This is a genomic window from Pedobacter sp. KACC 23697, from assembly GCF_045348445.1.
Lineage (GTDB): Bacteria > Bacteroidota > Bacteroidia > Sphingobacteriales > Sphingobacteriaceae > Pedobacter.
The window spans coordinates 378297-403763 of the sequence record NZ_CP157485.1 but is presented as its reverse complement, the minus strand read 5'-3'; the positions used below and the strand labels follow the sequence as shown (position 1 = coordinate 403763).

The 25467-nt window shown below is 39.6% G+C and carries 15 protein-coding genes; 5 read left to right on the top strand and 10 right to left on the bottom strand.

Features of this window, described 5'->3' with window-relative positions; translation table 11 throughout:
- The first annotated feature begins 450 nt into the window (after positions 1 to 450).
- The 5 genes from ABEG20_RS01465 to ABEG20_RS01445 all read left to right on the top strand — a co-directional run bounded on the left by ABEG20_RS01465 (position 451) and on the right by ABEG20_RS01445 (position 6054).
- Positions 451 to 960 (top strand): PRC-barrel domain-containing protein, encoded by a 510-nt coding sequence (locus ABEG20_RS01465; protein ID WP_406825648.1) that lies wholly within the window; start codon positions 451 to 453, stop codon positions 958 to 960.
- A 320-nt stretch (positions 961 to 1280) separates the two neighbouring features.
- On the top strand, positions 1281 to 1880 hold the full coding sequence (locus ABEG20_RS01460) for a GIN domain-containing protein (RefSeq protein ID WP_406825647.1): 600 nt from the start codon (positions 1281 to 1283) through the stop codon (positions 1878 to 1880).
- 288 nt (positions 1881 to 2168) lie between these two features.
- The gene (locus ABEG20_RS01455) at positions 2169 to 4529 is read left to right on the top strand and encodes a mechanosensitive ion channel family protein (protein ID WP_406825646.1); all 2361 of its coding nucleotides are present in this window, start codon (positions 2169 to 2171) and stop codon (positions 4527 to 4529) included.
- A gap of 12 nt (positions 4530 to 4541) precedes the next feature.
- Entirely contained in the window at positions 4542 to 5357 is an 816-nt protein-coding gene (locus ABEG20_RS01450; protein ID WP_406825645.1) for an MOSC domain-containing protein, read from the top strand.
- A gap of 253 nt (positions 5358 to 5610) precedes the next feature.
- A complete protein-coding gene (locus tag ABEG20_RS01445; protein ID WP_406825644.1) occupies positions 5611 to 6054 on the top strand; it encodes a GNAT family N-acetyltransferase in 444 nt (147 codons plus the stop codon).
- Positions 6055 to 6220: 166 nt separating this feature from the next.
- On the opposite strand, the gene ABEG20_RS01440 is transcribed toward ABEG20_RS01445, so the two are convergent.
- The 10 genes from ABEG20_RS01440 to ABEG20_RS01395 form a co-directional block, all read right to left on the bottom strand.
- Entirely contained in the window at positions 6221 to 6901 is a 681-nt protein-coding gene (locus ABEG20_RS01440) for a hypothetical protein (RefSeq protein ID WP_406825643.1), read from the bottom strand.
- A gap of 17 nt (positions 6902 to 6918) precedes the next feature.
- A complete protein-coding gene (locus ABEG20_RS01435; protein ID WP_406825642.1) occupies positions 6919 to 11847 on the bottom strand; it encodes a YCF48-related protein in 4929 nt (1642 codons plus the stop codon).
- 202 nt (positions 11848 to 12049) lie between these two features.
- A complete protein-coding gene (locus tag ABEG20_RS01430; protein ID WP_406825641.1) occupies positions 12050 to 13570 on the bottom strand; it encodes a glycoside hydrolase family 43 protein in 1521 nt (506 codons plus the stop codon).
- Positions 13571 to 13735: 165 nt separating this feature from the next.
- Complete coding sequence (locus tag ABEG20_RS01425; RefSeq protein WP_406825640.1) at positions 13736 to 15586, bottom strand: glycoside hydrolase family 2 protein; 1851 nt, start codon at positions 15584 to 15586, stop codon at positions 13736 to 13738.
- A 340-nt stretch (positions 15587 to 15926) separates the two neighbouring features.
- On the bottom strand, positions 15927 to 17006 hold the full coding sequence (locus tag ABEG20_RS01420) for a 1,4-beta-xylanase (protein WP_406825639.1): 1080 nt from the start codon (positions 17004 to 17006) through the stop codon (positions 15927 to 15929).
- 16 nt (positions 17007 to 17022) lie between these two features.
- On the bottom strand, positions 17023 to 18060 hold the full coding sequence (locus ABEG20_RS01415) for a family 43 glycosylhydrolase (protein WP_406825638.1): 1038 nt from the start codon (positions 18058 to 18060) through the stop codon (positions 17023 to 17025).
- A gap of 119 nt (positions 18061 to 18179) precedes the next feature.
- Positions 18180 to 19145 (bottom strand): glycoside hydrolase family 43 protein, encoded by a 966-nt coding sequence (locus ABEG20_RS01410; protein WP_406825637.1) that lies wholly within the window; start codon positions 19143 to 19145, stop codon positions 18180 to 18182.
- 210 nt (positions 19146 to 19355) lie between these two features.
- Positions 19356 to 20057 (bottom strand): DUF3823 domain-containing protein, encoded by a 702-nt coding sequence (locus tag ABEG20_RS01405; RefSeq protein WP_406825636.1) that lies wholly within the window; start codon positions 20055 to 20057, stop codon positions 19356 to 19358.
- A gap of 12 nt (positions 20058 to 20069) precedes the next feature.
- Positions 20070 to 21974 (bottom strand): RagB/SusD family nutrient uptake outer membrane protein, encoded by a 1905-nt coding sequence (locus tag ABEG20_RS01400; RefSeq protein WP_406825635.1) that lies wholly within the window; start codon positions 21972 to 21974, stop codon positions 20070 to 20072.
- Positions 21975 to 21993: 19 nt separating this feature from the next.
- Complete coding sequence (locus ABEG20_RS01395; RefSeq protein WP_406825634.1) at positions 21994 to 25197, bottom strand: SusC/RagA family TonB-linked outer membrane protein; 3204 nt, start codon at positions 25195 to 25197, stop codon at positions 21994 to 21996.
- Between the last annotated feature and the right edge of the window lie 270 nt (positions 25198 to 25467).

Here is a 25467-nt window from a genome sequence, read left to right as displayed (position 1 = left end):
CTAATTCTATTTTTACTATTATACAAAATAAACGTAAAACTTTATAATAGTTGACAAGGGATATTGCTTTTAAAGCATGTGCAAAAATTAATTAGCCAAGGAAACACAGAAATCACGGAGGAGATTAAAATTTTTCCGTGTTTTTCGTGCTTACGTGGCAAACATAATGCTTAGGCATGCGCAGAAAGAGCCAGAACTAACAGAAAAAAGTTAAAAGCGATTTCCCTGAATAGTTGACTTTTTTTTCAATTAATCTCTTCAGGATTTTCACATCCTGAGATAACAACACAAAACACTAAACCATAGATATTTACCAAAAAAATACTTAAATATGATATCCGTTTAATACCTCATTTTTATCAGCTGCCTCATGAGTTTAAAAAAACATTCACTGATTAAACCTGTTGTAAAATTGGGCACTTCATGAACAGCCCCTTTAAAAAAGCAATTATGGATTCAGGAACTATTGTATACAGCAATTTAGAAGAGCTCTCAAAAAGTAATTATCAATTAACAGATGGCGAGACCAACATCAAAGGATGGCCTGTAAGAGATGAAGCAGGTAATCCGGTTGGAAAGGTGCGCGATCTCCTGTTCGATCCGGAGCAAAATGCAATACGGTACGTGATTGTAGAGCTTGCAGATATGGGCGAAGATTTGGAGGAAAAAGCCGTGCTGATACCTATTGGCCTCGCCAATTTAGGTGAAGATAAAAAAGAGGTTATTTTACCTGATATTCACAAAGACCAGTTCAGGGCAATGCCAAGGTATATTATCGGTGAAGTTACCCCTCAAATTGAAAACCAGATCCGCCACGTAATCGGAAGTCCGGCGGCATTGCGAATGGAAGATGAAATTGTGGAGATAGACCGTGCAAACTTTTATCGTCATCACCATTTTGACCGGAATAATTTCCCTGATCAACATCCCCGCCATCCGGATACTGATCCGTTAATTTAATTAAACATTAGGTTATAAATGAGGCAAATGCATCGATAATATCATCAAAAGACATGGGAGCTTGCAATCAGGAAGCTCCCTTTTTATTTTAAAATTATTTACACTCCTATCCTCATAATACAGTTTAAATATTTAACCGCAGCCAAGCCTGGTGATAAGCCCTTTCAAAAAGATGGCGGTTGGCCTGATTTTTAAACCCGTTCGTCGAGAATTAAGCTGTATTGGTATAATTAAGGATTTTCTGCTGCAACGTTTTGTGGATAATGACGTCTTATCTACAAAACAATAACAAAATATATAAAAATATAAACAACAGCATTATGAAAACCTCAATCAAAACCTTAACAAAATCAATATTGGCAGCTATCGTTTTAACTTCTGCTATTTTCTCAACAAGTGTAATGGCGGGTGAGAAACAGCCAATTAAAATGTCGGCACCTAAAAATATCCAGCAAGTTCTTGTGAGTGGAAATGTAGAAGTTACCTTAGTACAAGGAGCAAAAGAAAGTATCAGTTATGATGAAAATAACACTGGTAAAGTAAAAGTGATCCAGGATGGCCATGCACTAAAAATCAATTCAGTTGATGGAAGTATGGCTAAAATTACCCTTTATGTAAAAAACATATTTAGGATACAGGCTTCAGAAAATGCGGTGATAAAAACTACAGGCAAATTGGATACAAAATATCTTCAATTATTCTTAAAAGGAGATGCTGTTGCAGAGATCAATTCCAATACAGAAAGTTTATATACTGTAATTGAAGGGCGTGCAGATTTAAAATTAAGTGGTGCTACTCAAGAACACATCCTGGTAATGGGGAGCACACCAAAACTAAATTTAGACAGATTTGCTGCACTAAAAACACAAATGAGCTCACCAGTAGCCGAAACAACACAAACTGCTTCATTAGCAAAATAGTTTTTTAATAAAAATTGAAAAGGCGGCCAAAATATTTTGGCCGCCTTTTTTTTGTCCAATGCAATCGCAAAATTCAGAATTTATATGTTTTCTGAGCTTTGCCTCAATATACCAGCTTTTTAAAGTACCGTTACCAGTTAACATATAACCTGTTGAATGTAAATTAGACATTCGCCATCTGCATGCATTCGACTACTATATTGCCCCATATATAAAATCAATTCTATTCCCTATTTTTGAAAAACCATATGCCTCATCAAAGAGAATATCCAACACTGCCTAAGCTAGATGATTACAAAAAAGTCTTTTAACTCAACCATCCGGAATGCCGTATCATTAGTCCTTCTCTTATTTTTTTCTGTCAAAGTGTTTGCACAGAAAGATAAACCTGTATACAAGGGACAGGATGTTTCTATTCTTTCAGATTCTGCAATATTGACCAAAAGCGATTATCTTACACACCTGGAAAAAGTATTCGAAACCATTAACAAAGTTCCGGTAACCGTTGGTTCATTTAAAAAACTTAAGCCTATAGCCGTGCATTTAACCCAGGATGAGGCTGCACTGGCACTACTTAAAAGCCGCTTAACACAGTATGAAAGGTCACCAAATCTTCAAAATCTGCAGATGGACCAGACCTTGCTGGCAGAACTGGAAAGCAATAACAAAGATTGTTTATCAGACCTTAATGATTATGAAAAGGAATTACGGGCTTTAAAAACCGAAATTCTTAACCTGCGCAAAGATTCTGTACTGATTAAAGTATTTACTGTACCTGCCGTACAGGTAATGTTTAAAAGTGAATTTGCAGAGCTAAAAAAGAAACGTACAGTAATGGATAGCCTGCTGAAAACAACAACTTTATCCATCAATAACCTACAGGCCAGAACCTCTTCTAACCTCATCAATATTAAAGAGTTAATGTACCTTACAGATAGCCAGCTCGATGCCGTAAGCATTAAAGCTTTTGGTAAAGAGCGCCGCTATTTATGGGAACCGGTAAATAAACAGGCCAATAAAAGTATGGGCTTCCGCAGGTTTATTCAGGGAGAACAAGAAATATCTGGCTATTATTTTGTATACACCAGAAGCAGCCGGCTATTATTACTTTTTACCTGTACCATATTTTTCTTATGGGTATTCTTCAATTTTAGAAGTGTAAAACATTTGGGCCGTTTAGAAACACTTGATGGTTTTTCGCTGATCAGCCCACAGCCCTATTTAATTACCTTTATCATGCTCTTTGCACTGGCGCCTCTCTTCGATCTGAGGGCGCCCGCGCTGTATATAGAAGCTGTAGAGATTGTTCTCGCCATCCTGCTCACGATATATTTCCGTAAAAAATTAAACTCAAAGTTATTTTACTATTGGTGTATATTTGTAATACTGCTTCTTGCCCCCGTGTTCTTACGCCTTTTGGGTATGCCGCCCAGATACCAGCGCTGGCTTCTGCTATTCCTCACGACCAGTTCAGTTGCCTACGGTATGATGGTATGGAAAATACTCGATGAAAAAACCAAAAGGTACAGGATGATCCTTATTACGGGTTTTATTTATGTTGGCTTTGCTATTATTGCCACGTTTTGTAATCTATTTGGACGATTTACCCTCACGCAGATTTTTTACTCTACTGGGGTAAGCTCGCTTTTAAATGCCATATCGCTAACCATCCTGGCCAAGGTACTGGTAGAAGCCTTTTTACTACAAATGAAAAGCAGCAGAATCCGTAAAGGATTTCCGGAGTATTTTGATTGGCAACCTGTAATCGCAGGACTAAAAAGGCTTACAGGTATAGGTGCAACCATTATCTGGTTTGTAATATTTACCACCAACCTGAATATATTTAATGGCCTCTACGAATCGGTAATGGAGGTTTTGACTGAAAAAAGAACCATAGGCAGTTTCTCTTTTACACTTGGGGGCATCGTATTATTTTTAGGCATTATCTGGATTGCCAACTTTTTGCAGAAATACATTGCTTATTTCTTTGGTGATACCGGGGATGATAGTTTTGATGATAATAAAGGAGAACGATCGAAATTACTGGTCACCCGCTTGTTGCTATTAATTGGGGGGTTTTTAGTTGCCGTTGCGGCTTCCGGATTGCCAATTGATAAAATCACGGTTATCCTGGGTGCCCTGGGTGTGGGAATTGGATTGGGCTTACAGAATATTGTAAGCAATTTTGTATCCGGGATCATCCTCATTTTTGACAAAACGATCCGTATTGGAGATATTGTGGAATTGAGCGATAAAAAAGGACGTGTAAAAGAAATTGGTGTGCGTGCGAGTACCTTACTGAGCGATGAGGGTGCCGAAATCATTATTCCAAATGGTGCTATTCTCTCTAATAATATCATCAACTGGACACTGAGCAACAACCAGATGCGGGTAAATATTTCATTATCCGTTGCCAAGCCCTTTAATACCACAGATGTAGTCAACCTGATCAGGGAAATCATCGTCGAAAATAACAATGTATTTATCAGCAAAGAGCCCGTAATTATGATTAGCCCGGTGAGTAAACTGAACAGTAAGATTAATATTTATTTCTGGTGTAAGGATATCTCAAAGGCCGACCTGACCAAAAGTATGATTAATGCACAGATTTTTGAAGCATTTGAACAAAAAGGGATTGAAATTTTATAAACTGTAGATCACATGAGCCAATTTGTCCTTTCCGAAATCTATATTTATCCTATTAAATCTCTTGGCGGAATACAGCTTGAAAAAGCCAGGTTAGAGGAAAAAGGCCTTCAGTACGACAGAAGATGGATGCTCGTTGATGAAGAAGGGGTATTTATTACGCAAAGAAAGCATTTTGAACTGGCGCTGCTACAAGTAAATATTGTGGCTGGACAACTAAAGGTGTTTCATAAAAAATCGCCAAAGCAAAGTATATCCTTTTCTTTGGATGAGGACACCGGAGAACAGATTTCAGTGGTGATTTGGAACGACACCGCAACAGCACTTGAAGTAAATAAAACGGTAAGCGACTGGTTTTCCAATTTCCTGAAGTTTAAAGTTAGGTTGGTAAAAATGCCTCTAATGGAAATGAGATTGGTCGACCGTGATTATGCCTCGAATAATGAAGTAGTAAGCTTTGCCGATGGTTATCCCTGCCTGCTCATCGGCCAGTCTTCGCTTGATGGACTAAATGAAAAGCTCTCTAATCCAATTCTTATGGACCGCTTTCGCCCAAATTTTGTTTTTACCGGGGGTGAACCTCATGTTGAGGATAGTTTTAAGGACTTTTATATCGGCGAGGTTTTATTCTCGGCTGTAAAGCCATGCTCGCGGTGCGTACTCATTACGATTGATCAGCAAACCGGGGAGAAAGGCCAAGAACCTTTAAGAACACTGGCCAGCTACCGCACAGTAGGTAAAAAAATCATGTTCGGACAGAATTTATTGCATCAGCAAAATGGGACCATACGTGTGGGTGATGCACTGCAGGTGATGACACACAAGATGTAAGATGGAATACGTAAAAATGGAGGACGGAGTTGATTCTACGATAAAATTCTCTACTAACTTAATTTAACGGCTAAATTTTAAGGCTTTAATTATTCAATATTTTTCTGATCGACTTAGACAACTGAGATTCAGCCAAACCCTGGCCATGAACCAAAGTACCTTATGTTTGTACGCAAACTTTTCACCACATTTAACGTTTAAAAATTACTTTCCAAAGCAACTATTGGAAACCAAATGATTTAATATTTATGGAATGAAAGAAGCAATAATTGTAGCTACAGGTAGAAAAGATTATGAAGAACTGATTACTGTTTGGGAAAGCTCGGTTAGGGCCACACACTACTTTCTTTCTGAAAACGATATTATAACCTACCGATCGTTGATTTTAAACGAGTATTTTGATCAGGTACGGTTATACGCCATTAAGATCGGAGAAGAGGTGATGGGTTTCACTGGCATCAACAAAAAATCAATCCAGATGCTTTTTATCCGCCCGGACGCAAGGGGAAAAGGACTTGGCAAAAGATTAATTGATTTTGCAAAAAAAGAACATGATGCCTATATGGTAGATGTAAATGAGCAGAATGAGCAGGCAGTAGGTTTTTATCAAAAACTTGGTTTCGTAACGATTGAGCGGAGCGAAATAGATGGCGCAGGGAAACCTTTTCCTATACTTACAATGGCCTTACAAGCTTAAAATAAATAATCGTTAACCAACAGTTTTTATCTGAATCTGGATCAAAAACATCATAAGATAACAATTAATTGTAATGGCCATTTCAATTCATTTTTCTCCAGTTTAATATTATTATGCACGACAACAAGTTTAGAACAGCGAGAGTATATAAAAAAAATAATTCCAATTAATTAACTGCAAACCTAATCATATCGCTTTCTGATGTATTACCATTCCTATCCCTGGTAATCACTTTCCAGTAATAGGTCAATTTACCTGTTAGTTCAACATTTTCTAATTTGGACTCTAAAACCTCTTTCTTAAACAACGAAGGAGATGTTGTTGTACCCAGATAAATATCGTAGTTTAATATATCATTATCAGCATCACTACCCGTCCAACTTAATGTAATTTTGCCATTAGTGGCTGTTACTATCTGATTTATTGCCGGTATTAAATGATCAGCTGGAAATGGAACGTATGATATTACCCCATCACCTGCATTATAGAATTTCCAGGTCACACTTTTAGACGTTTTATCTGATGTAACGCCCTGTGCAGTAACATCCCATGCATAAGGAGTATTTCTACTTAAAGTTGCTATATACACGTTTTTATCAGTTGTAAATGTACTATTGGTACCCGTTAACAAATCTTTCACGGTAACCACATATTTAGTAGCATTCGCAACATTTTCCCACCTCAATTCAACATTGCTTTGAACTGGTGAAATTACAGTTCCGGTAGTACATATACTATTCTGTTCCGGCAGTGATAAAGTGACCGCTCCAAGTGGGTTAACCGGGTCCGGATCAATAGTTTCGGGATTATTTTTTTTGCAACCTGCTGATAATAAGATTACAATCATTATAAATATGATGTTCCTCATCGCTTTAATATCTTATAAGTTTGTTTTTCATTGTCAGTAATAATTTGCAATACATACATGCCCGTTGTAAACGGACTAAAGTTTATCCGCAGGAATCCCTCATCACCAGACGCGGTTTTATCGTAAATAAGTCTACCGCTTAAGTCGGAAATTTTAATACTAACGTTTTTTGATCTGGATACGCCCAAGTTTACTGTCAACCAGTCTATCACAGGATTTGGATAAGCACTAATCCCATTAAGACTAATTACCTTTTCAAATACTCCCTGGCATACAAGATCGGAGCTGACCTTTAACTTGTTTACGGCAGATTCCAGTTTAAGTTCAAAATTGGCTTCTGATGTTTGATATGTTACACCATTTAACTCAATATTATATTGCTTCGCTCCGGATAAACTCAGCATTAAAATTTTCTGTTCAGGTTTAACATCAGCATATACATTAAGATCTTTAGGTTCGCTTACATTTATTGTAAAGCACTTTTGAAATGATGCATTTCCTTCAATGGAAATACAAACAGAATAGGTGCCGGGTATGAGGTTCTGTATTTCTTTGGCTGTGTTGAAAGCATAAGTATTATTAAAATTACCAGGCCCACTCACGGTAGCCAGATAGTTATAATCGGCATTAGCAGTAATCTTCAGCATACCATTATTACTGCCCTTACAGGTAACACTTGTAGCCCGAATGCTGAAATTTGTACTGGACAAATTATTTACCTTAACATCAACAGAAGCGGTTTTCATGATATTAAAATCGTTAAAAATTTCAGTTACACTAACTTTTCCTATGCCGCTGCTTCCCCAGTCTACTTTAACCTTATTACCATTACCTGTAAAATGATCACTTCCCGTTATCGTCCAGATATAGTTACTGTTGGGATGGAGTACAGTTGTATATTCCACCTCTTTAGAAAAACTTAATACGTCGGTTTGTCCGGTTAATTTCGGTTCAGGAATATCCTGCACTGTAATATTAATCGAATACGATTCTCCTATTGCACAGTTATTTTGAGCTTTAGCCTTCAGTTGGTATACACCTGGATTATTCCATATAATTTGAGCAGAATTAGGCTGATAGCTTATGCTTGAAGCGTCTGGTGCAGTCCAGGTATAATTTACGCCTGCAATTGCCGGCAAAGTGTAGGTTGCAGAAATCCCTTTAGCAACCGTTCTGTCGCCAGAAATGCTGCTGATGACAGGAGCATCAGGAATAGATTTGAATTTTAAAATTACCCCTGTACCGCCAGCACCATAGGCGTTGGTACCAAGAAGCTGTAATTTTCTGATATCGCCCTGGGTATCTGTTACATGATTCCATGTTTCACCACCATCGAAAGTTTCATAAATCAATGCGTTAGAATAACCAGTTGATATTGCATATCCATGGTTGCGGTCGAAAAATGAAAATGAGAAGATATTCTGCTGCATTTGTGTTTTTATCTCTGTCCATGTAGCTCCTCCATCTACAGTTTTATAAAGTTGACCATCATTACCACCAAGCAATCCATTTTGCTCATCAAAAAAATAAGCATTGATTACAACACTGATAGCTGCAATATTGATACTTGACCAGGTTGCACCACCATCAGTGGTTTTTAAAAAACTTGACCCAATCGATGTTCCAAAGCCGACTTGCTGATTAATAAACTGAAGTTTTGGAGGACTAATACTTGACGTTTTTGAAACTACTGCCCATGTTGTACCACCATCCAAAGTCCTGTAAATCCCCCCTATGCCAGAGGCGAAACCCTTTTTATTATCCATGAAATATATGTCAGTAGCTGCATTAACTGTTGGAAAATCAAGCTTTGTCCAGGTTTCACCACCGTCTGTAGTTTTTTTAAAGCCACCGTAATAACTGCAAAAACCAACATCCTTCGAAATAAAGAAATTTGTTCCAATGCCATAATCTGTACTGTTTCCAATGTTCATCTGTTTCCAGGTAATTCCCCCATCGGTTGTTTTAAAAGATGTAGCACCAAATACGTATCCTGTTTTTTCATCAGGCCAACTGGTCGAAAAAAAAGTGTTATAGGGACTCATTGCTGATCTTTTAACCCAATCACCAGTACCCGATTTCAACCAAATGGTATGGCCGGTATTGTTATTATAACTACTTCCCCAACCTACTACACAAAGTTGACTATTGCCAGGTTTTATTGCCAATGCACGGGCGGTTCCAGATGTTAACGCGGGATTTTCTTTTACCCATGTTAATCCTGCATCTGTAGTTTTATATAAGAATTCGCCATAAACATTAACCGAATAAGCCGTATTAGCATCTATAAAGATAATTTTACTGGGCGTTGCTGTGTTACTGATCTTTTTCCAGGCTAAACCTGCATCAGTTGTTTGATAAATATTTCCACTATCATCACTTACGTAACCTACGGTACTACTGGTAAAATTTAGCGTATTAAATCTTGCGCTATAGCTTAAACCATCAGGTAATTTTAACTCTTCCCAGCTATCGCCACCGTTTTTTGTACTCACTAAAGATTTATTTGGTCCACACATAAATCCTTCATTTTCGCTGGTCATCCACATGGCATTCTGCGTGTAATTCCTATTGGGAGCTGTTTGCTTTTTCCAGCTTTTCCCACCATCAACGGTTTTATACAACTTACTCTCTCCGAACAGATATCCTATATCTGCTGAATAAAAATACATTTTCGTTAACGATGGGTAAACATTATCGGGTTTATCCAAAGCTACCCAGGAAATACCGCCATTTTCAGTTTTTAATAAAATCTGGTCACCAAGGATGTAGCCAACCTGCTCAAACATTTTAATTGTATTTAACGAACCTGTTGTTCCTGAAGGAATAATTTCCCAGTCTTTCCCATCATTACCCGATGTGATAATTTTCCCATTTGTACCAATGGCAATAATTTTTGAACTGGTATAAGCCACATCATTTAACGAATAGGTTAACAATTCGACAGATGTTAGGCATTTACCTGTTACAGCTTCCTGCATATTATTTACCTGAATAGAAAAGGTTTTTTGGAATACGCCGGAGGCATTAGTGGCAATTACGGGAACACTATAAACAGATTTTACATCGTAATCAAATGTTCTCAGCGATTTTAGCTGATCATTTTCTATTTTAAAATTCCCATCACTGCCATCAGCCAGTGTGTAAACGGTTGGTTCAGTACTATTTTTTATGCCAAAAGACCCAACTAAAGTTCCAACTGCCGATTTTTCATTTATACTATTGTTATTGATTACAAAATTTGGTTCATCATCGCTAAATGTAATACTCTTGCCGAGTACATCACTTGTATAAGCTACAGGCGTTGTTGCTTTACCAGAGGTTGTACCCAGTAAATCAACTGTAAAAGCAGTATGATCAGCATCACTTTTGATGATCATTAACCCTTTGATAACTTCCTCTTTACCAGAGCTATAAATGAGATTAAAAGTTGCACTCTCACCGGGCTTAATTGTTCTTTTAAGTAAACCTGTAACATAAAAAGACGCACCTGTTACCTTAATTTCTGATAAATTAAGGTTTTTATTACCGCTGTTGCCAATAGTAATAAGCGCTTTTGTAAAATTATTTGCCTGCGCATTAACTAATATAACCCCTTTGTTTTCTACTGGTGCGTATGCATTTTTTAAGGTAATTACCGGACCTGACTGATTATTCCAGAGTTCTGTTTTGTAATTTGAATTACTGATGGTAAAAAATACCTTGTTACTAAACTCGAACATTTGATCTGGCTTCGAAAGGTTGGTTAATTCACTTTTCGCTGTCGTGCCATCATAACTCCAGAGTTGGTTGCTAGTGGTATTAAAATATATTTTCGAACTTGTAACAAGCGGTATTTTGCTGGGTTCTAGCTTTACAGTTGATGCCTGTAAAGTACCAGCCACGGTTCCGTCGCTTGTCCAAAGTTCATAATTGCTACTGGCCGCAAAACAAAGTTTACCCTTAAAAGCAACAAAATTTTGCATCTGCGAATTAGACATATATCTCGACCATTGGAAAGATTTAAGAACAGTGGTTCCGGCCGTTGTTCCGTCACTTGCCCAAAGATCATCAGTGTATGCACCAGATCCGTTATCGGTTCTTACTGAAAAAAAGAATTTATTATCAACAGCAGTAATATTATCCAGTTCGATATTTCCGTATATGGCTGCTTCGAATGACTTGATCAATGTTAATGCATCATTTACCGGATTCAGTTTATATATTCTCCATTTCTGCCCATTGGAATATTTGGTTGCAAAAACCAGTTCGTTGTTAACCACAGTAATCAAGTCTATCTGACCATATTCATCGATGGTTAGCTTTTTAGTGCCAGCTACTGTTCCATCGGAGGCATATAAAGCCCCATTATAACTTTCACCATTAATATATAACTTATTTCCAACTGTTTTTAAGAGCTTTAAACCCGAATTTATTCCTCCTAAAACTAATGTAGTGCCCTCTGTGGTACCATCAGTTCTCCAAACCGCGCTATTGTTGCTATTTATATTGACGATAAAATAAAGTATATTATTACAAATGGTAAATTGCCTTGGAGACGAACCCGGGTTGCCGGTCCCAACCCTATTTGGATTGATATCTTTAAGCATTTTTGTTCCGTCGGGCGTGCCATCACTCACCCATAACTCGGTCCCATTAACCAGATCGGTTGCACTGAAATAGATTTTACCATTGTATTCAATAAGATTTTGAACATTCGAACCATTTGGCCCGGGAATAATATCTTTAACCAATAATGTTCCTTCTGCAGTCCCATCTGATTTCCATAACTCAATTCCGGTAGCGTCATTACCACCGGCAAAATAAAATGAGTTATTTAATTTTACAAATGAAGTGGCCGAGGTAAACGACCTTAAAAAGGTTTGTGCCCAGGATTTAGACACTAAAAAAGATAAAAATAGTACCGCAAAGTAGCATTTCTTCATAGAGGCGTAATTTGGAGCTAAAGATAGATGAACCAGGCAAATAGTACAAATAAATTAATCGTTTACTGCATCCGATTTAATTTTCGCGCCGAAAAATGGTTTGCACAGTGGAGCATAAAAAACAACAACTTTCATCAATTTTAAATATGAAGCTGTATCACAACTTCCTCAAAATCGTTTTATAATACAGCTTTCAAATCAATCAATACTTTAATTCAAAAGAGGAAAAATCAGCATGCTGACTAATACTTCCACTAAAATGAAGGCCAATACGCGGACTCCTATCCCATTGTGGCAAAAAGTTAACGGTAATTTTCTCCTTAAGCGGAACATTTTGCCATGCGCCATTAGCTTCCCTATAAAATACCATCAGGCTTAAATCATCTGCAATTTTTATTTTAAGCTCAACCGGAACCGTTGTTTTTATTTTTATTTTCGAAAGTTCCGTTCTGGTTTTATTTTCCACCTTCCAATAGGCAATCGCATTTCCAGATATGCCAATACCTATTGCTGCACCTGCATCACCATAATATACTAAGCCTTTTAGTGCACTATTGATATTGGTTACAGTTGTCGTTGCTTCAAAAATTGCTGATACAGGCCTAACGGTTAATACTATCCCGGTAAGGTTATCTTTATGGATATGCCCTGATAAATGAAGCTGCCCGTTTTGCTGTCTAATTGTTGGCGATGAATTTCTAAAATCCCACTGCCATCTTTTATCGATTTCGGGTTTAGCAAAGTTCAATTTAAGATCCTGGTTAACTGGTGGGCCTGAATGTTCTTTAAGCAATGGCCATCCACCCTTCTCAGGCCAGCTTAGTTGAGCCAACATTCCCTGTCTGCCGGAGAAAACATTGTTTTTTTTATTATAGGCATGGTACAAATAATAATCTTTTCCATTTAGTGCTTTTACAAAAGTGCCATGCCCCGAACACTTCCAGAATTCATTTTCCATTAACAAGGGGTTGGCCGCATAAAGTTCGTAAGGTCCGGCAAAAGATGTTGATCTGGCCACCCTTACATTATAATCACACTGTACACCACAACAGTTTCCAGCCGAATAAAACAGATAATAATAACCATCTTTTTTCATAATGCTCTGACCTTCCAAACCAATCTTTTGATCGTCTTTAAGCAAAGAAAAAGGCTCGCCTTCTACTTTGAGTCCATTTTGAGCAAGTTTGTAAGCTAAAATCTCGATGGGGCGTTTATCTAAACCATAAGCTTTAAAGGTAATGTAACGTGTAGTACCATCAAGGTAAACAAAAGCATCAATAGCTTCTTTTCCATAATCGATAATAATACCCTGATCAACAAAGCCCCTATCGGGATATTTTGAGGTGGCTACTCCAATGCAAGAGATATTGTCCTTTTTCCTTCTTGCAGTATAATATATGAAATATGTTTTATCATGATAATCATACTCCGGTGCCCAGAAAGAACCCGAAGTCCATGCCGGTGCCTTGTCAAAAACATAACCTGTCTGTTTCCAGTTCAGCAGATCTTTTGAGCTGTATATCGGGAAATGAGGTGCCCACTCCGAAGATGTACCCACAGCATAATACTGGTTATTGGTCCGGATAATAGATGGATCGGCAAAATCTCCGGCAATTACAGGTTCTATTATAGTTTGTGCCGATGAAATATTCATAATCAAGAGCAATTTAGCGATTACTACTAAGGCTACATACCACGAAAACTTCATTTTTTTCCTCATCATTATTATGAATAGATCTTTGTAAAAAAAATCGTCATTCCCAACTCGATTGGAAATCGTAATGCAAGCGCTTTAAGATTCCCGCATGCGCGAGAATGACGACCTCACTAGTAGATGTGTAAATGGTAGCCTAGTGTAACACAGTCGAGATGACGATTTTACAGCATTTTATTTCTGCACCGGTACGGTAATCTGATATAAGTTACCGTGCAGAGCTTTCATCTGTGCTTCTGAAAACTTAATGTCTTTCCTATCATAGGTCATTAATCCGTTGGTTTCTACCTCCACATCAGTAGTCTGGGTGTAAACTCCGGCCGAAAGCCCTAGTGGGATCAATTGCTCCAAACGTTTGGTAAAGGCTGCGTATTTGTTAAATAAATCAGTTTTATTTTTGAAACTTTGATAACCCCAGTTATTTTTCTGTTGCCACACATGCCCATCAATAGGAAGACCAAGACCGCCAAACTCACCTAACACCAAGGCATAGTCTTTTCCAAAATAATCAGGACTTGGCATAGCCGGATGCGGATAGTTATGCAGATCGATAATATCGCCTACCGGATGGAAATTACCGCCGCTGGCCGTATTTACCAGTCTCGATGGATCTTTTTCCTTGGTCCATTTGGCAATTTCTACAGTTTTAAACTGGCCCCAGGCTTCGTTAAAAGGTGTCCATACTACAATTGAAGGTACATTATAAAGTGCATCGATAATGGCGTTCCATTCTTTTTTGTAAAAGCCTTCTGATTCAGGAGTTCTTTTTTGATCCGAACCGTGGTCTAAAACACCAGGACGGTTTTCCCAGCCATTACCTAAATCGCCACTAGGCATATCCTGCCAAACCAATATGCCGGCTTTATCGCAATAGTAATACCAACGGGCCGGTTCTACCTTAATATGTTTTCTGATCATATTAAAACCCATTTCTTTGGTTTTATCTACATCAAACTTCAAAGCAGCATCAGTCGGCGCGGTGTAAAGGCCATCCGGCCACCATCCCTGATCAAGCGGACCATACTGAAAAACAAATTCGTTATTCAATAACATGCGTTGAACACCATTCTGGTCTTTGCCCATTGAACTTTTGCGCATGGCGAAATAACTTTTTACTTCATCTACCTTTTTGTTTTTAGCTAGCAATTCTACTTTTAAATCGTATAAAAACGGGCTTTTAGGACTCCAAAGTTTAGGATTGGCTATTTTCAAAGTGATTGCGCTGCTACCATCAGCAATCTGTTCAGCCACTTTACTCGTGCCATCCCATACTGAAACCTTAACCTGATCCGTTCCATTACCTATTAAAAATGGGTTAACAGATACCGTTTGCTGATCGATATCTGGTGTTATTTTAATGTGATCGATATGTGATTTGTTTACCGCTTCGATCCATACCGTTTGCCAGATACCCGTTACCGGCGTATACCAGATGCCTTCAGGTCTTTTTACCTGTTTACCCCTTGGCTGAGGGCCATCATCAGTAGGATCCCAAACTTCTACAGTTATCGTCTGGTTACCACTTTTATTTAAAAATGGGGTAATATTAAAACTGAAAGGATCGAAACCACCTTCATGTTTGCCTACCTCTTTGCCATTGATACTAACAGTAGATCTCCAGTCAACAGCACCAAAGTGAAGTAGAATTTCTTTTCCCTTCATATTCGCTGGAACTGTAAATACGGTTTTATACCACAATAGACTATCTTTACCAACCGTTTTACCCACACCAGAAAGTGCAGACTCTACCGCAAAAGGAACCAAAATTTTCCCTTGGTTAATGGCCGGACGCTGCGATTTTTCAGAAATGGCGTAATCCCAAAGGCCGTTGAGGTTTTTCCAGTTACCCATACGCGCTAGCTGAGGGCGTGGATATTCTGGCAATACATTTTTAGGGTTAACTTCCTGAGCCCATGGTGATGAGATTTTTCCTTTCACCATCGACCATGATTTGTCTTGCTGCTGCGCAAAAAGGGAAAGCGAAAGCCCCAGCAGGGATAAGATAATAGATACTTTTTTATTCATTTGTTTAAATTTGAGTGTTGAGATTGGGTTTGGGAATGTTGTTAATCAAGGAGAAAAAAACAGTCATCTCTCGGCTTGCTAATAATACACACAGATTCTGACAGAAATGGCCGTCATCTCGATCCGATAGCTATCGGATGTAGCGCAGCGAAATGGAGAGATCTTATGAAGAAGGAAAGATTTCTCCACTGCGGTCGAAATGACGACTATTCTATTGAAGTCTGTCAATGATAGCCTATAGAAAGACAAATATTTCTATTTTAAACTAGAGTCTTCGACTCCGCTCAGAGTGACAATAATTTTTATAAAGTTCTTCTTCTGATCACCCTACTGATACTATTTATTTATTATTAAGTTTTTTAATCAGGTTAACTTCATCTTGCCGGTAAGGGGTACCATCGGGCTGAAAGATTTCGTGAAACCACTCCATCGGCTCAGATCCATCTGCAAGTGGGGTATCCCAGGCGTATTTGGTATTGGTTTTACCCGCTGCAAAACCCCAGTTAATGGCGCCAACATTTTCTTCTTTTAACATTGGCAAAATATTAGCGAAACGGCTATTGCGCGATCTCGCCATATATTCAGTACAAATCAATGGTCGGCCGCTTGCTTTTAACAGATCAATGGTTCTTTGGTGCCATTCTGGTGCCTCGTAATTATGGTAGGTTATAATATCCGAGTTGGCCAGCTGTATTTCGTTCAGCTTTTCAAAACCCCAGCTCCACAATCCAATTGAAATTGGTTGATCGGGATTAACGGAACGCGCCCAGCCAATGGTTTTGGTTAACAAAGGTATGGAGGCTTCCTGCTTTCCGCTGTTTCCGGGTTCATTATATAAATCCCAAAGCAAAATCCTTTTATCATGAGCAAAATGGCTAAGCACATCCTTTACATATTTTTCGAGTTCGGGAAAATTGGCTTCTTCTTTAAAAGCCGGATCGCCAGGATCCTGTAACCAGCCCGAATTATGGATGCCTGTTTTTGGTTCAGGTTGTTTGCCAATGGCTGAAGTTTTATTCCAGCAGTCATCAAAAAAAACAAACATCGGTTTGATACCATGTTTTTGTGTAATGGTTAAAAATTGATCCATTCTCTTTTTAAAACCCTCGGGATCCTGGCTCCAGGCCTTACTGAACAAGAAAACCCGTAAGGTATTAAAGCCGATTGCTTCGGCCCAGCCGAGCTCTTTATCGATCAGATCGGGCGAAAAGGTATCGGCCTGCCACATTTCTAACTGGTTAATGGCATTAGCAGGAATGTAGTTTGCCCCCGTTAACCATTTATGTTCTTTGTACCAGGCATTGGCTTTTTCTACTGACCAAACCTTTGCAAGCTCGGTACTTTTTTTCGTTTTTTGCGCAAAGCCAGTGCTGATGCTTAGGCTCAGGATAGCAAATAGCGCATAGTTTTTTAAATTCATATCGGTATTTATCTGGTTATTTTTTGTTTCGGTTTGATGGTGATGTCAAGCTCTTCCCTACTTTTACCGGAGTTCCGAAATTTGGTGTTCCATCGCTATTCCAGGAGAACTTTTGAGCCCGGGGCGAGCGGAAACCTCCGCAGCCCTGGCCCGGTTTATCATTGGCGTGATATAGGATCCAATCTTCTTTGCCATCCGGCGATTTAAAAAATGAATTATGACCTGGGGCATAAACGCCGTCTTTGGGCGACTGCTGAAAAACAGGTTGATCGGCTTTCGTCCAGGATTTAGGATCTAGCAGGTTACTTTTTGCTGATGCTGATAGCATACCTAAGGCATAAAAATCAGTCCAGCAGCCACTGGCTGAATAAATGATGAAGACTTTATCGCCATGCACTAAAAACTGTGGGCCCTCGTTTACATCAACATGTTCTCCTCCGCCTAAATCTCCGTTTTTTTCCCAATCGAATTTTGGGGTAGAAATTTTTACGCGTTCCCCATCTACCGTCCAGGGATTTTTAAGTTTGGCCATAAAAATTTCCTGTTTGCCATTTTTATCTCCCTCCCATCCCGACCAGATCATATACAACTGGCCATCAAAATCGATCACATCGCCATCAATGGCCCATTTATCGCTAGGGTCGGCAACCTTGCCTTTAAATATCCACTCCCCTTTCATCGGATCAGCTGAAGCATTTTCTAAAACATACATCCGATGGTTTTCATTTTTGCCATCATCAGCAGCAAAATAAGCATACCATTTTCCTCTTAAAAACATCACCTCAGGCGCCCATATTTCTTTACTGTACATCGTTCCGGCAGGTGCTTTCCAAATGGTTTTGCGCTCCGCACCTTTTAAACCTTCCAAGGTTTTGGTTTTCCAAAGATCCACACGGTTGCCAGTGGTATGGGTATAGTAGTAATAACCATCTTTATAGTAACTATAAGGGTCGGCACCGGATGGCAAAAGTGGATTGGTAAATGTTTGTGCATTTAATTCTCCGATCGCCAACAAGCAAAATACAAAAAGTAATTTTAGTTTCAATTTATTCATTATTAAAGTTTTACGACTGCTATTTTCTTTCCAGTCCGCTTCATTTTTTCCAGTTTTAAAAAAAGTGATTTCTGTTCTGAAACCCGCCTTCTTTTGTTTCATTATTTCTACAAAAACAATCAATTTGCGCCCTGCATTAAAAAGCGGAAACTTTCCGGATTGACCTGCATGTGTTCTGTACCGTTTTTATCTTTCACAAAAGCAGCTTTTATAATAGCTGTAGCTCTTGGCGATACTTTTTGATTGTTATGATGGGTGTGGAATACATACTGTAACCCCCCGTTTTTATCGGTAAAAAAATCGCCATGGCCGGTACCGTTTATTTTCAATAATTTTTTACTGATGATCGGGTTGCCTGCATATTTTATCCAGGGCCCTGTAGGCGAACTTGAAGTGCCATAACCCACCGCATAATCAGGGTTACGGAAATCGTTTGCTGAATAAAAAAGATAGTAGAGATTGTTCTTTTTAATAACTGTTGGTCCTTCGGTTACCGGCCAATCGGTTTTAGCCGTATTTTCCCAAAATTCGGTTCCTGATAAACATTCCTTTGCAGTATTTGGGATGACATCCGAAAAATCGGCCTTCAGTTCGGATACAAAAATCCGGTTACCATTTGCCAGTTTTACATGATAAAGATAATTTTTCCCATCAGCATCGGTAAACACAAAAGGATCAATCTGTTTTCCCGTGCCAGAAATAGCTTTTAATATTTCCTGTTTAAATGGGCCCAGTGGGCTTTTGCTCTGTGCAATGGCTATCTGTTCATCGGCGGTGTAAGCCATATAATAAGTATTCCCTCTTTTAAATACCTGTGGCGCCCAAAAACCTTTGCTCCCAAAAGCCTCGCCTTTTTTTAAAGCAAAACCATTATTTTCTGACTTTCTCTTCCAGTTTTTAAGATCTTTTGAAACATAAACCAAAAAACCTTCATCACTGCTGGTACCATATAGATAATAGCTGCCTTTATCAACAAAAATGGTCGGATCGGCCATATAAAGGGTATCATTTAGCGGTTTTGCAAGTATTTCTTTGCTAATGGAACAGAGTGAGAAGCAGAAAAAAAGGGCGTAAATATGTTTCATTAGCAATGTTTAACTAGAGATAGGTTGCTGATAAAAATTAAATTAAAAAATATCACATATTTCAAGGTATCGTCATTGCGAGAAGGCTTTTTCAGCCGACGAAGCAATCTTTGTTGCGGAATCGCTAGCATGAAAGATTGCTTCGTCGTTCCTCCTCGCAATGACGATTACTCTATTGGAGTCTGTCAATTCTAAATCATCATCCAGCCTTTAAAAAACTATTTTAGTTACAGGTGTAAAAATCAGATCGTCAACACCGGCAATTTTAACCCCTATCCTGGCAAAAACATAATTTTGCGTGGGTGTAATGCCTGGGATCGTTACACTCATGTTCAGGCTATTGAGGTCGGCGATGGCTGCACCGCTGATCTGCTGGGTAGCAATATTATTGCTGCCATCAACAAATTGTGTTTTGTTAATGTAAAGTGATACATTTTCAATATCCTTCCCGTCGGCATTAGTAATGATTTTTTCGAGCCTGCAAAAAGCATTTACTTTGCCTGCTGCAGCGGTGAGCGTGGCTCCGCGGATCATATAATATGGTATTACCTCGATATCCATGGTTTTACTGCCGTTGATGTTTACCGCAATGGTATCCTGTTTACCAGCAGCATTCTTTTTCCATAAAAAAGGCCCCTGATTTGGTGAGAAAACCAATTTATAATCTCCGTTGAATAATTTGGCAGAATAGGTTCCATCCTGGCTGACATTCACGTTCAGCGCAGAGTAGTTACCAAAACCCGACTGCCAGAGCTCAAAATTCACCTGACCATATTGAACACTGATGGGTTCTCCTTTATAGACGATCCTCCCGGTAAAATCGGCTTCGGGTGCATCATAATTATCTTTTTTACAGGAAGCAAAAAGTACGGCAATGAGTGCCCCCATCATGAAATAAATTCTAATTTTCATATCTATATCTGCTTATTGGTTAGGGTTTCTTATAATTTTAGGGTTTCCGTTAAGCACATCCTGCCCGATTGAAGAGTAATAATTTCCAATACGGAAACGGTGGGCAGCGGTTACGCGGCTTGGTTTGATCACTTTAAAAATATATTTCAAATGATTAGCACTGCCGGGATTATAATATTTGTAGGGCCACAAACCAAATACTTGCGTACTGGTGCGTGTGGCGCTGCCAATATTAGTGGCATTAATAAAATCGGCGGCAGACATGTTATTGCCATTCCAGACCTTATCGGCCAGTCTCCAGCGTTTCATGTCCCAAAGTTCATGTCCTTCAAAAGCGAGCTCTACTTTACGCTCGTGTACAATACGGTCGAAAGTGACCTGTGCAGGAGTTAATGCAATAGTTAATCCGGCACGGTCTCTTACCTGTTTGATGTAATTGGCTGTTGTAGTCGGATCGCCCAGTTCGAAGGCTGCTTCGGCTGCATTTAACAAGACCTCGGCATAACGGTAGCGGATCCACCAAACATCACTACGGGTACCAATCTGTCCGGAACCTGTTGCCGGATCTAAATATTTCCGGACATAAAAGCCTGATTGTGCACTGAATTCCAAACCATCAACCGGACCATCTCTTCCCACTACCTGTACAGATGCCGGATTATCTGGCAATACCTCACTTTTGCTCTGCCCGAAATTATCTCCGGTAATGATTGTACCATTAGCCAATTGATATCCAGCCCAGATATCAACGGTTTTGCCTTTAAACTGTGTTCCCGGAAGAATCACCGTTCCAGCCAAACGTGCATCACGACCTGCAAAAATATCAGTGATATTAGTATAATATACCGGGTTACCATTTCCATCAACCGAAGCCATAGAAGCATAGGTATTATCCAGTTTTTCGAATGACTGTACCAGATTTAAGGATGGGTTTAAACGCCCGCCCTGCGCTTCTTCGGCTGAAGAACGTGGTTGATTATCAATGGTAAAACCATGAACCTTATTGGTTTTTAACTTAAAATCTTTCGCAAAAATTACTTCAGGATTGCTGCCTTTATCGGTAAATAGCGCGGCAAAATTTTCAGACAAATTAGGGTTCTTTTTGTACAATGAATATTTACCACCATCGATAATTTCTTTGGCAGCAGCTAATGCTTTGGTAAAATAACCGTTGGCCAGGCTTGAAGATATGCCCACCTCGCCACCAGGCAAGGTTAATTGCGAGTTGCTGTATCTGGCAATTGAACCTGCATATAAAGCCGCTCTTGACTCCATGGCCAATGCCGCAGCTTTTGTAGCCCTGCTCTGTACAGTCGGGTTATCAGGCAGTATGTTTTTTACGGCTTCCAGTTCAGCAATCACAAAATCATAAATTTCGGTTTCTTTTGCCCTTGGAAACTGAAGGTAGCTCGGGTCGCCGCTGTAATCATAATCTAAAACGGTGGTGATCAGCGGCACACCGCCCATTCTTTTTACCATTTCGAAATATACCCCAGCCCTGATAAAACGCGCTTCTGCCAGGAAACGGTCGCGGTCTTCTGCTTTCAAAGCGGTAGATTCCTGCCCACGTTTAATAAACATATTCAGGTCGCGGATATAACCGTAAACTCCCATATCCCAATATCTCCAGGCATCATAACCATACTCTAAATTCTGGTGGCGAAAATAGTCGCCACTAGCGGAGGCAAAACCTTCGTCAAAATCAGTAAAAGTCCACCAGGCTTCAATGGTCTGGTAATCCGGATAACGATCGTAAAGATCACCCACAACGGTGAGTACCAAATTAGGATCTTTCCATACGGCATCAATAGGCAGTGTACTGGTAGGTTGTTTATCTAAAAATGCTGAATCTTTTTTACAAGACTGCGCAAAACTCAGAAAGGCAATGGCAGCAAATGCGTATATAATTTTTTTCATCTGATTAGTCTTTTTCATGTTACAGCGTTAATTTAAGACCGATATTAAAGAACTTGTTCTGTGGATATTGTAAGCCGTTATCATCTGCAATTTCCGGATCTACACCATAATCACTCAGGTTATCGATAGAAAACAGGTTGTATCCGTTTACATAAACCCTTGCATTCTGGATCTTGATTTTCTCAGCCCATCTTTTAGGTAGGGTATAACCAATCTCAAGCGTACGGGCGCGCAGATACCTCACATTATGTAGCCAGAAGGTGGAGTTTTTGTTGTAGTTACTGTGTCCTCCATCATTAAAGCGCAATGCAGGGTATTTCCCAGGGATCCATGCGCTGTTCAGGTCATATGGATTGGCACGATGCCAGCTGTCATCAGCAAAGTTCTGCAATAAAGCTCCCGTATTCTGAAATGCCCAGCGTTGTTCCCAGTTTTGGTTCCAGGAGTACATGGCACCGCCCGAAAAATCGGCTGTAAAATCAAAGTTCTTGTAAGAACCACCAATGGTAAAACCAAAGCCGATATTGGGCTGACCTGTTGTGGTATATCCAATCGGTCTTTGATCCAGATCGTTAATCACACCATCACCGTTTTGATCCTTATAAATTAGATCTCCTGGTAATAAAGAGCGGTTTCCCTGCCCGTCGATATTTACTTTATAATTATTGATCTCGTCGATGTTCTGGAATTGTCCGGTTACTTCATATCCCCAAAAAATATCGGTATAACGCTGATTATAGCTGTTTCTGTAATTGTCCCATGAGTTGCCATAACGTGGCTTATACTGATCTAAAAATTTCCTGCGACTGATGGAGATATTCCCACCAACGTTGTAGTTGAATTCCCCGATCTTATCCCTGTAATTCAACGCAAATTCAGCCCCGAACTGCGCATCGCTTTCCAGGTTTTCTGCGGCCAGTGGATACCCCAGTTCGATGGGTACCAGTACATCATTTTTAACCTGCTTTAAACCGGTACGTTTTCTATAAAAATAGTCGGCAGTTCCGCTAAGTTTACTGTTGAACAATGAAAAATCAAGACCTATATCGGTAATTTTGCTCTTAAACCAGGTAAGGTTATTGATCACGGGGCCCTTATCCCTAGAAGTGGTAATATTTTTTCCGTCCAAAATCACAGAACCCTGGTTGTAGCGATATCCCGGAATGTAAGCAAAAGGATCAATCCCCAGATCATCATCTCCAAGTACACCGTACGAAGCCCGGAGTTTCAAATCATTTAAGACCGTGCTTTCACCTAAAAGCGATTTCATAAATTTCTCCTGGGTAATTCTCCAACCGATTGATGCCGAAGGAAAATAACCTACACGCCTGTCTGGTGCAAACTTCCATGAGGCATCTCTGCGACCAGAAAGTTCTAAATAGTATTTGTTGTCGTAATTATAGTTGATCCTGGCTACGTAACCAATACGGGCCTCTTCTTCCTGGATGTCGGCAAAATCCTGTCCGTCCATATCTGCAAACTGCAAAACAGGCAAAATATTGGTTTGTGGTACGGCATGCTGGAAAGTATAGGTTCTAAAACGATCTAAACGTTCTGCTACCAAAACACCACCAATGGTGTGTTTACCAAAAGTACGGTTATAGTTGGCCTGTAACTGATAGGTATTAGTGTATATCTTTTCGTTCCTGCGTTCCCTGTAAGGATTAGAACTGCCCACTTTTTCTTCATAAACACCAGTTTCCGGATGGTAAGTATATACATTGTAGGTATACTCATGGCCATTGATTACGTTATCAGCGATGTAATAAGAATACAAACCTTTAATTTCCAATCCTTTGATGGGCGTATCATAACTTGCTGATAAATTAGTCTGTAAAACCCTCCAGTCTGATTTCCAGTATCCGCTTAAGGCTTTACTCTGCACCGCAAACTGTTCGGTATTGTGCCCAATATCATTAGGGTAATCAGGATTGCCATTGGCATAGGCCTGTTCTGTTGGCCTGTTTCTCAATAACGCAAAACGGGCAGCCCAGTAATCATCTCCACCTGGTACGCCCGGCTGGTCGCGGCTTTCTATACGGCCATTAATGAGCATACCCACCTTAAAACGGTCGGTTATTTTAGCCTCGATATTACTCTGGATATTGGTTCGGTTAAAATCGAACTCCCTTGCCTTTCCGTACACCCCTTTCTGATCTAAGTGTGTGCCCGAAAAATAATAATTTACTTTATCGCTGCCCCCTGAAGCACTTAAATTAATAGAAGATTGTGGTGCATTGGGCGCAATGATGATATCTTTCCAGTTCTGGCTCTGATAACCATATTCTGTTCCTGCTTTCCATTTATCCAGTTCAGCCTGGGTAATATCAGTTTTACCATTCTGATTCAATTCTGCAGTAGCCTTTCCTAACATCCATTGGTAAGCATCGGTTGTTTCCGGGAAACGTACCCAGTTCTGCCATCCGGTATAAGCATCAACACTAAAGGTATTCCGTGTACTGTTTTTACCTCTTTTAGTGGTGACCAAAATTACCCCATTAGCGGCCCTGCTACCATAAATAGCGGCCGAAGCATCTTTTAGTACACTGATGGTTTCGATATCATTGGGAGAGATATTATTAAACTGACCGGCATCCTGCTGAATCCCGTCTATAACATATAACGGATTGCCCATATTACGGATCTGGATGTTGGCACTCGATCCAGGTCTGCCATCAGGCATCCTGAACGATACGCCAGGCAGTTTACCAGCAAGTCCCGTACTCACGGTTGAGCCACCGTGTACTTTTTCAAGGTCTTTACTGCTGATGGAGGATATGGCCCCTGTTATAGCTTCCTTTTTCTGTGTGTTGTAACCCACAACCACCACTTCGCTGAGATCGTTATTGGAAGGTTTAAGTTTAACATTAATTTGTGAACGCCCTGCCAGTGCAATTTCCTGATTGGTGTAACCTACATAAATAAAAATCAGGGTCGCATTTTTATCGGCCACCTGGATTTTAAATTTTCCATCAGCATCAGTAGTTGCCCCCGTACTGGTGCCCTTAATTTTAATGCTGGCACCCACAACCGTTTCGCCTTTTTCGTCGGTCACAGTACCCGTAACAGTAGCTTGTTCCTGTGCAATAAGCTGAAATGAAAATAAGAGTAAGGTAATTGAGGTTAAAATAGCAGAGCGGATTTTGCTTTTCAAAAACAGCTTTTGAAGCAAGTACCAATCCGGGCTTAAAAAGCCGTAACAGGAGAATAAACTTCTTTTCATATTTGGTTAGAGATTTGGTTATAACTAGAAGTAAATGGTTTTAGTACGATTTAATTCTTTCCAAAGATTCGGTTTTTAGCATTAGCACGGGATACGGATTTGTATCAATATTTCTCCATTTTGTCTCGATTTGTTTGAAGGAACCTGTTTAGCCACGGAGGCTCAGCAACACCGGAAATGCCGCTCAATGCATCATCCTGAGCGCTGCTTAGGATTTTAATGGCAACAGTTTTTTTGGAAATGATGGGGCCGGCGCGTCTGGGCCGCTTA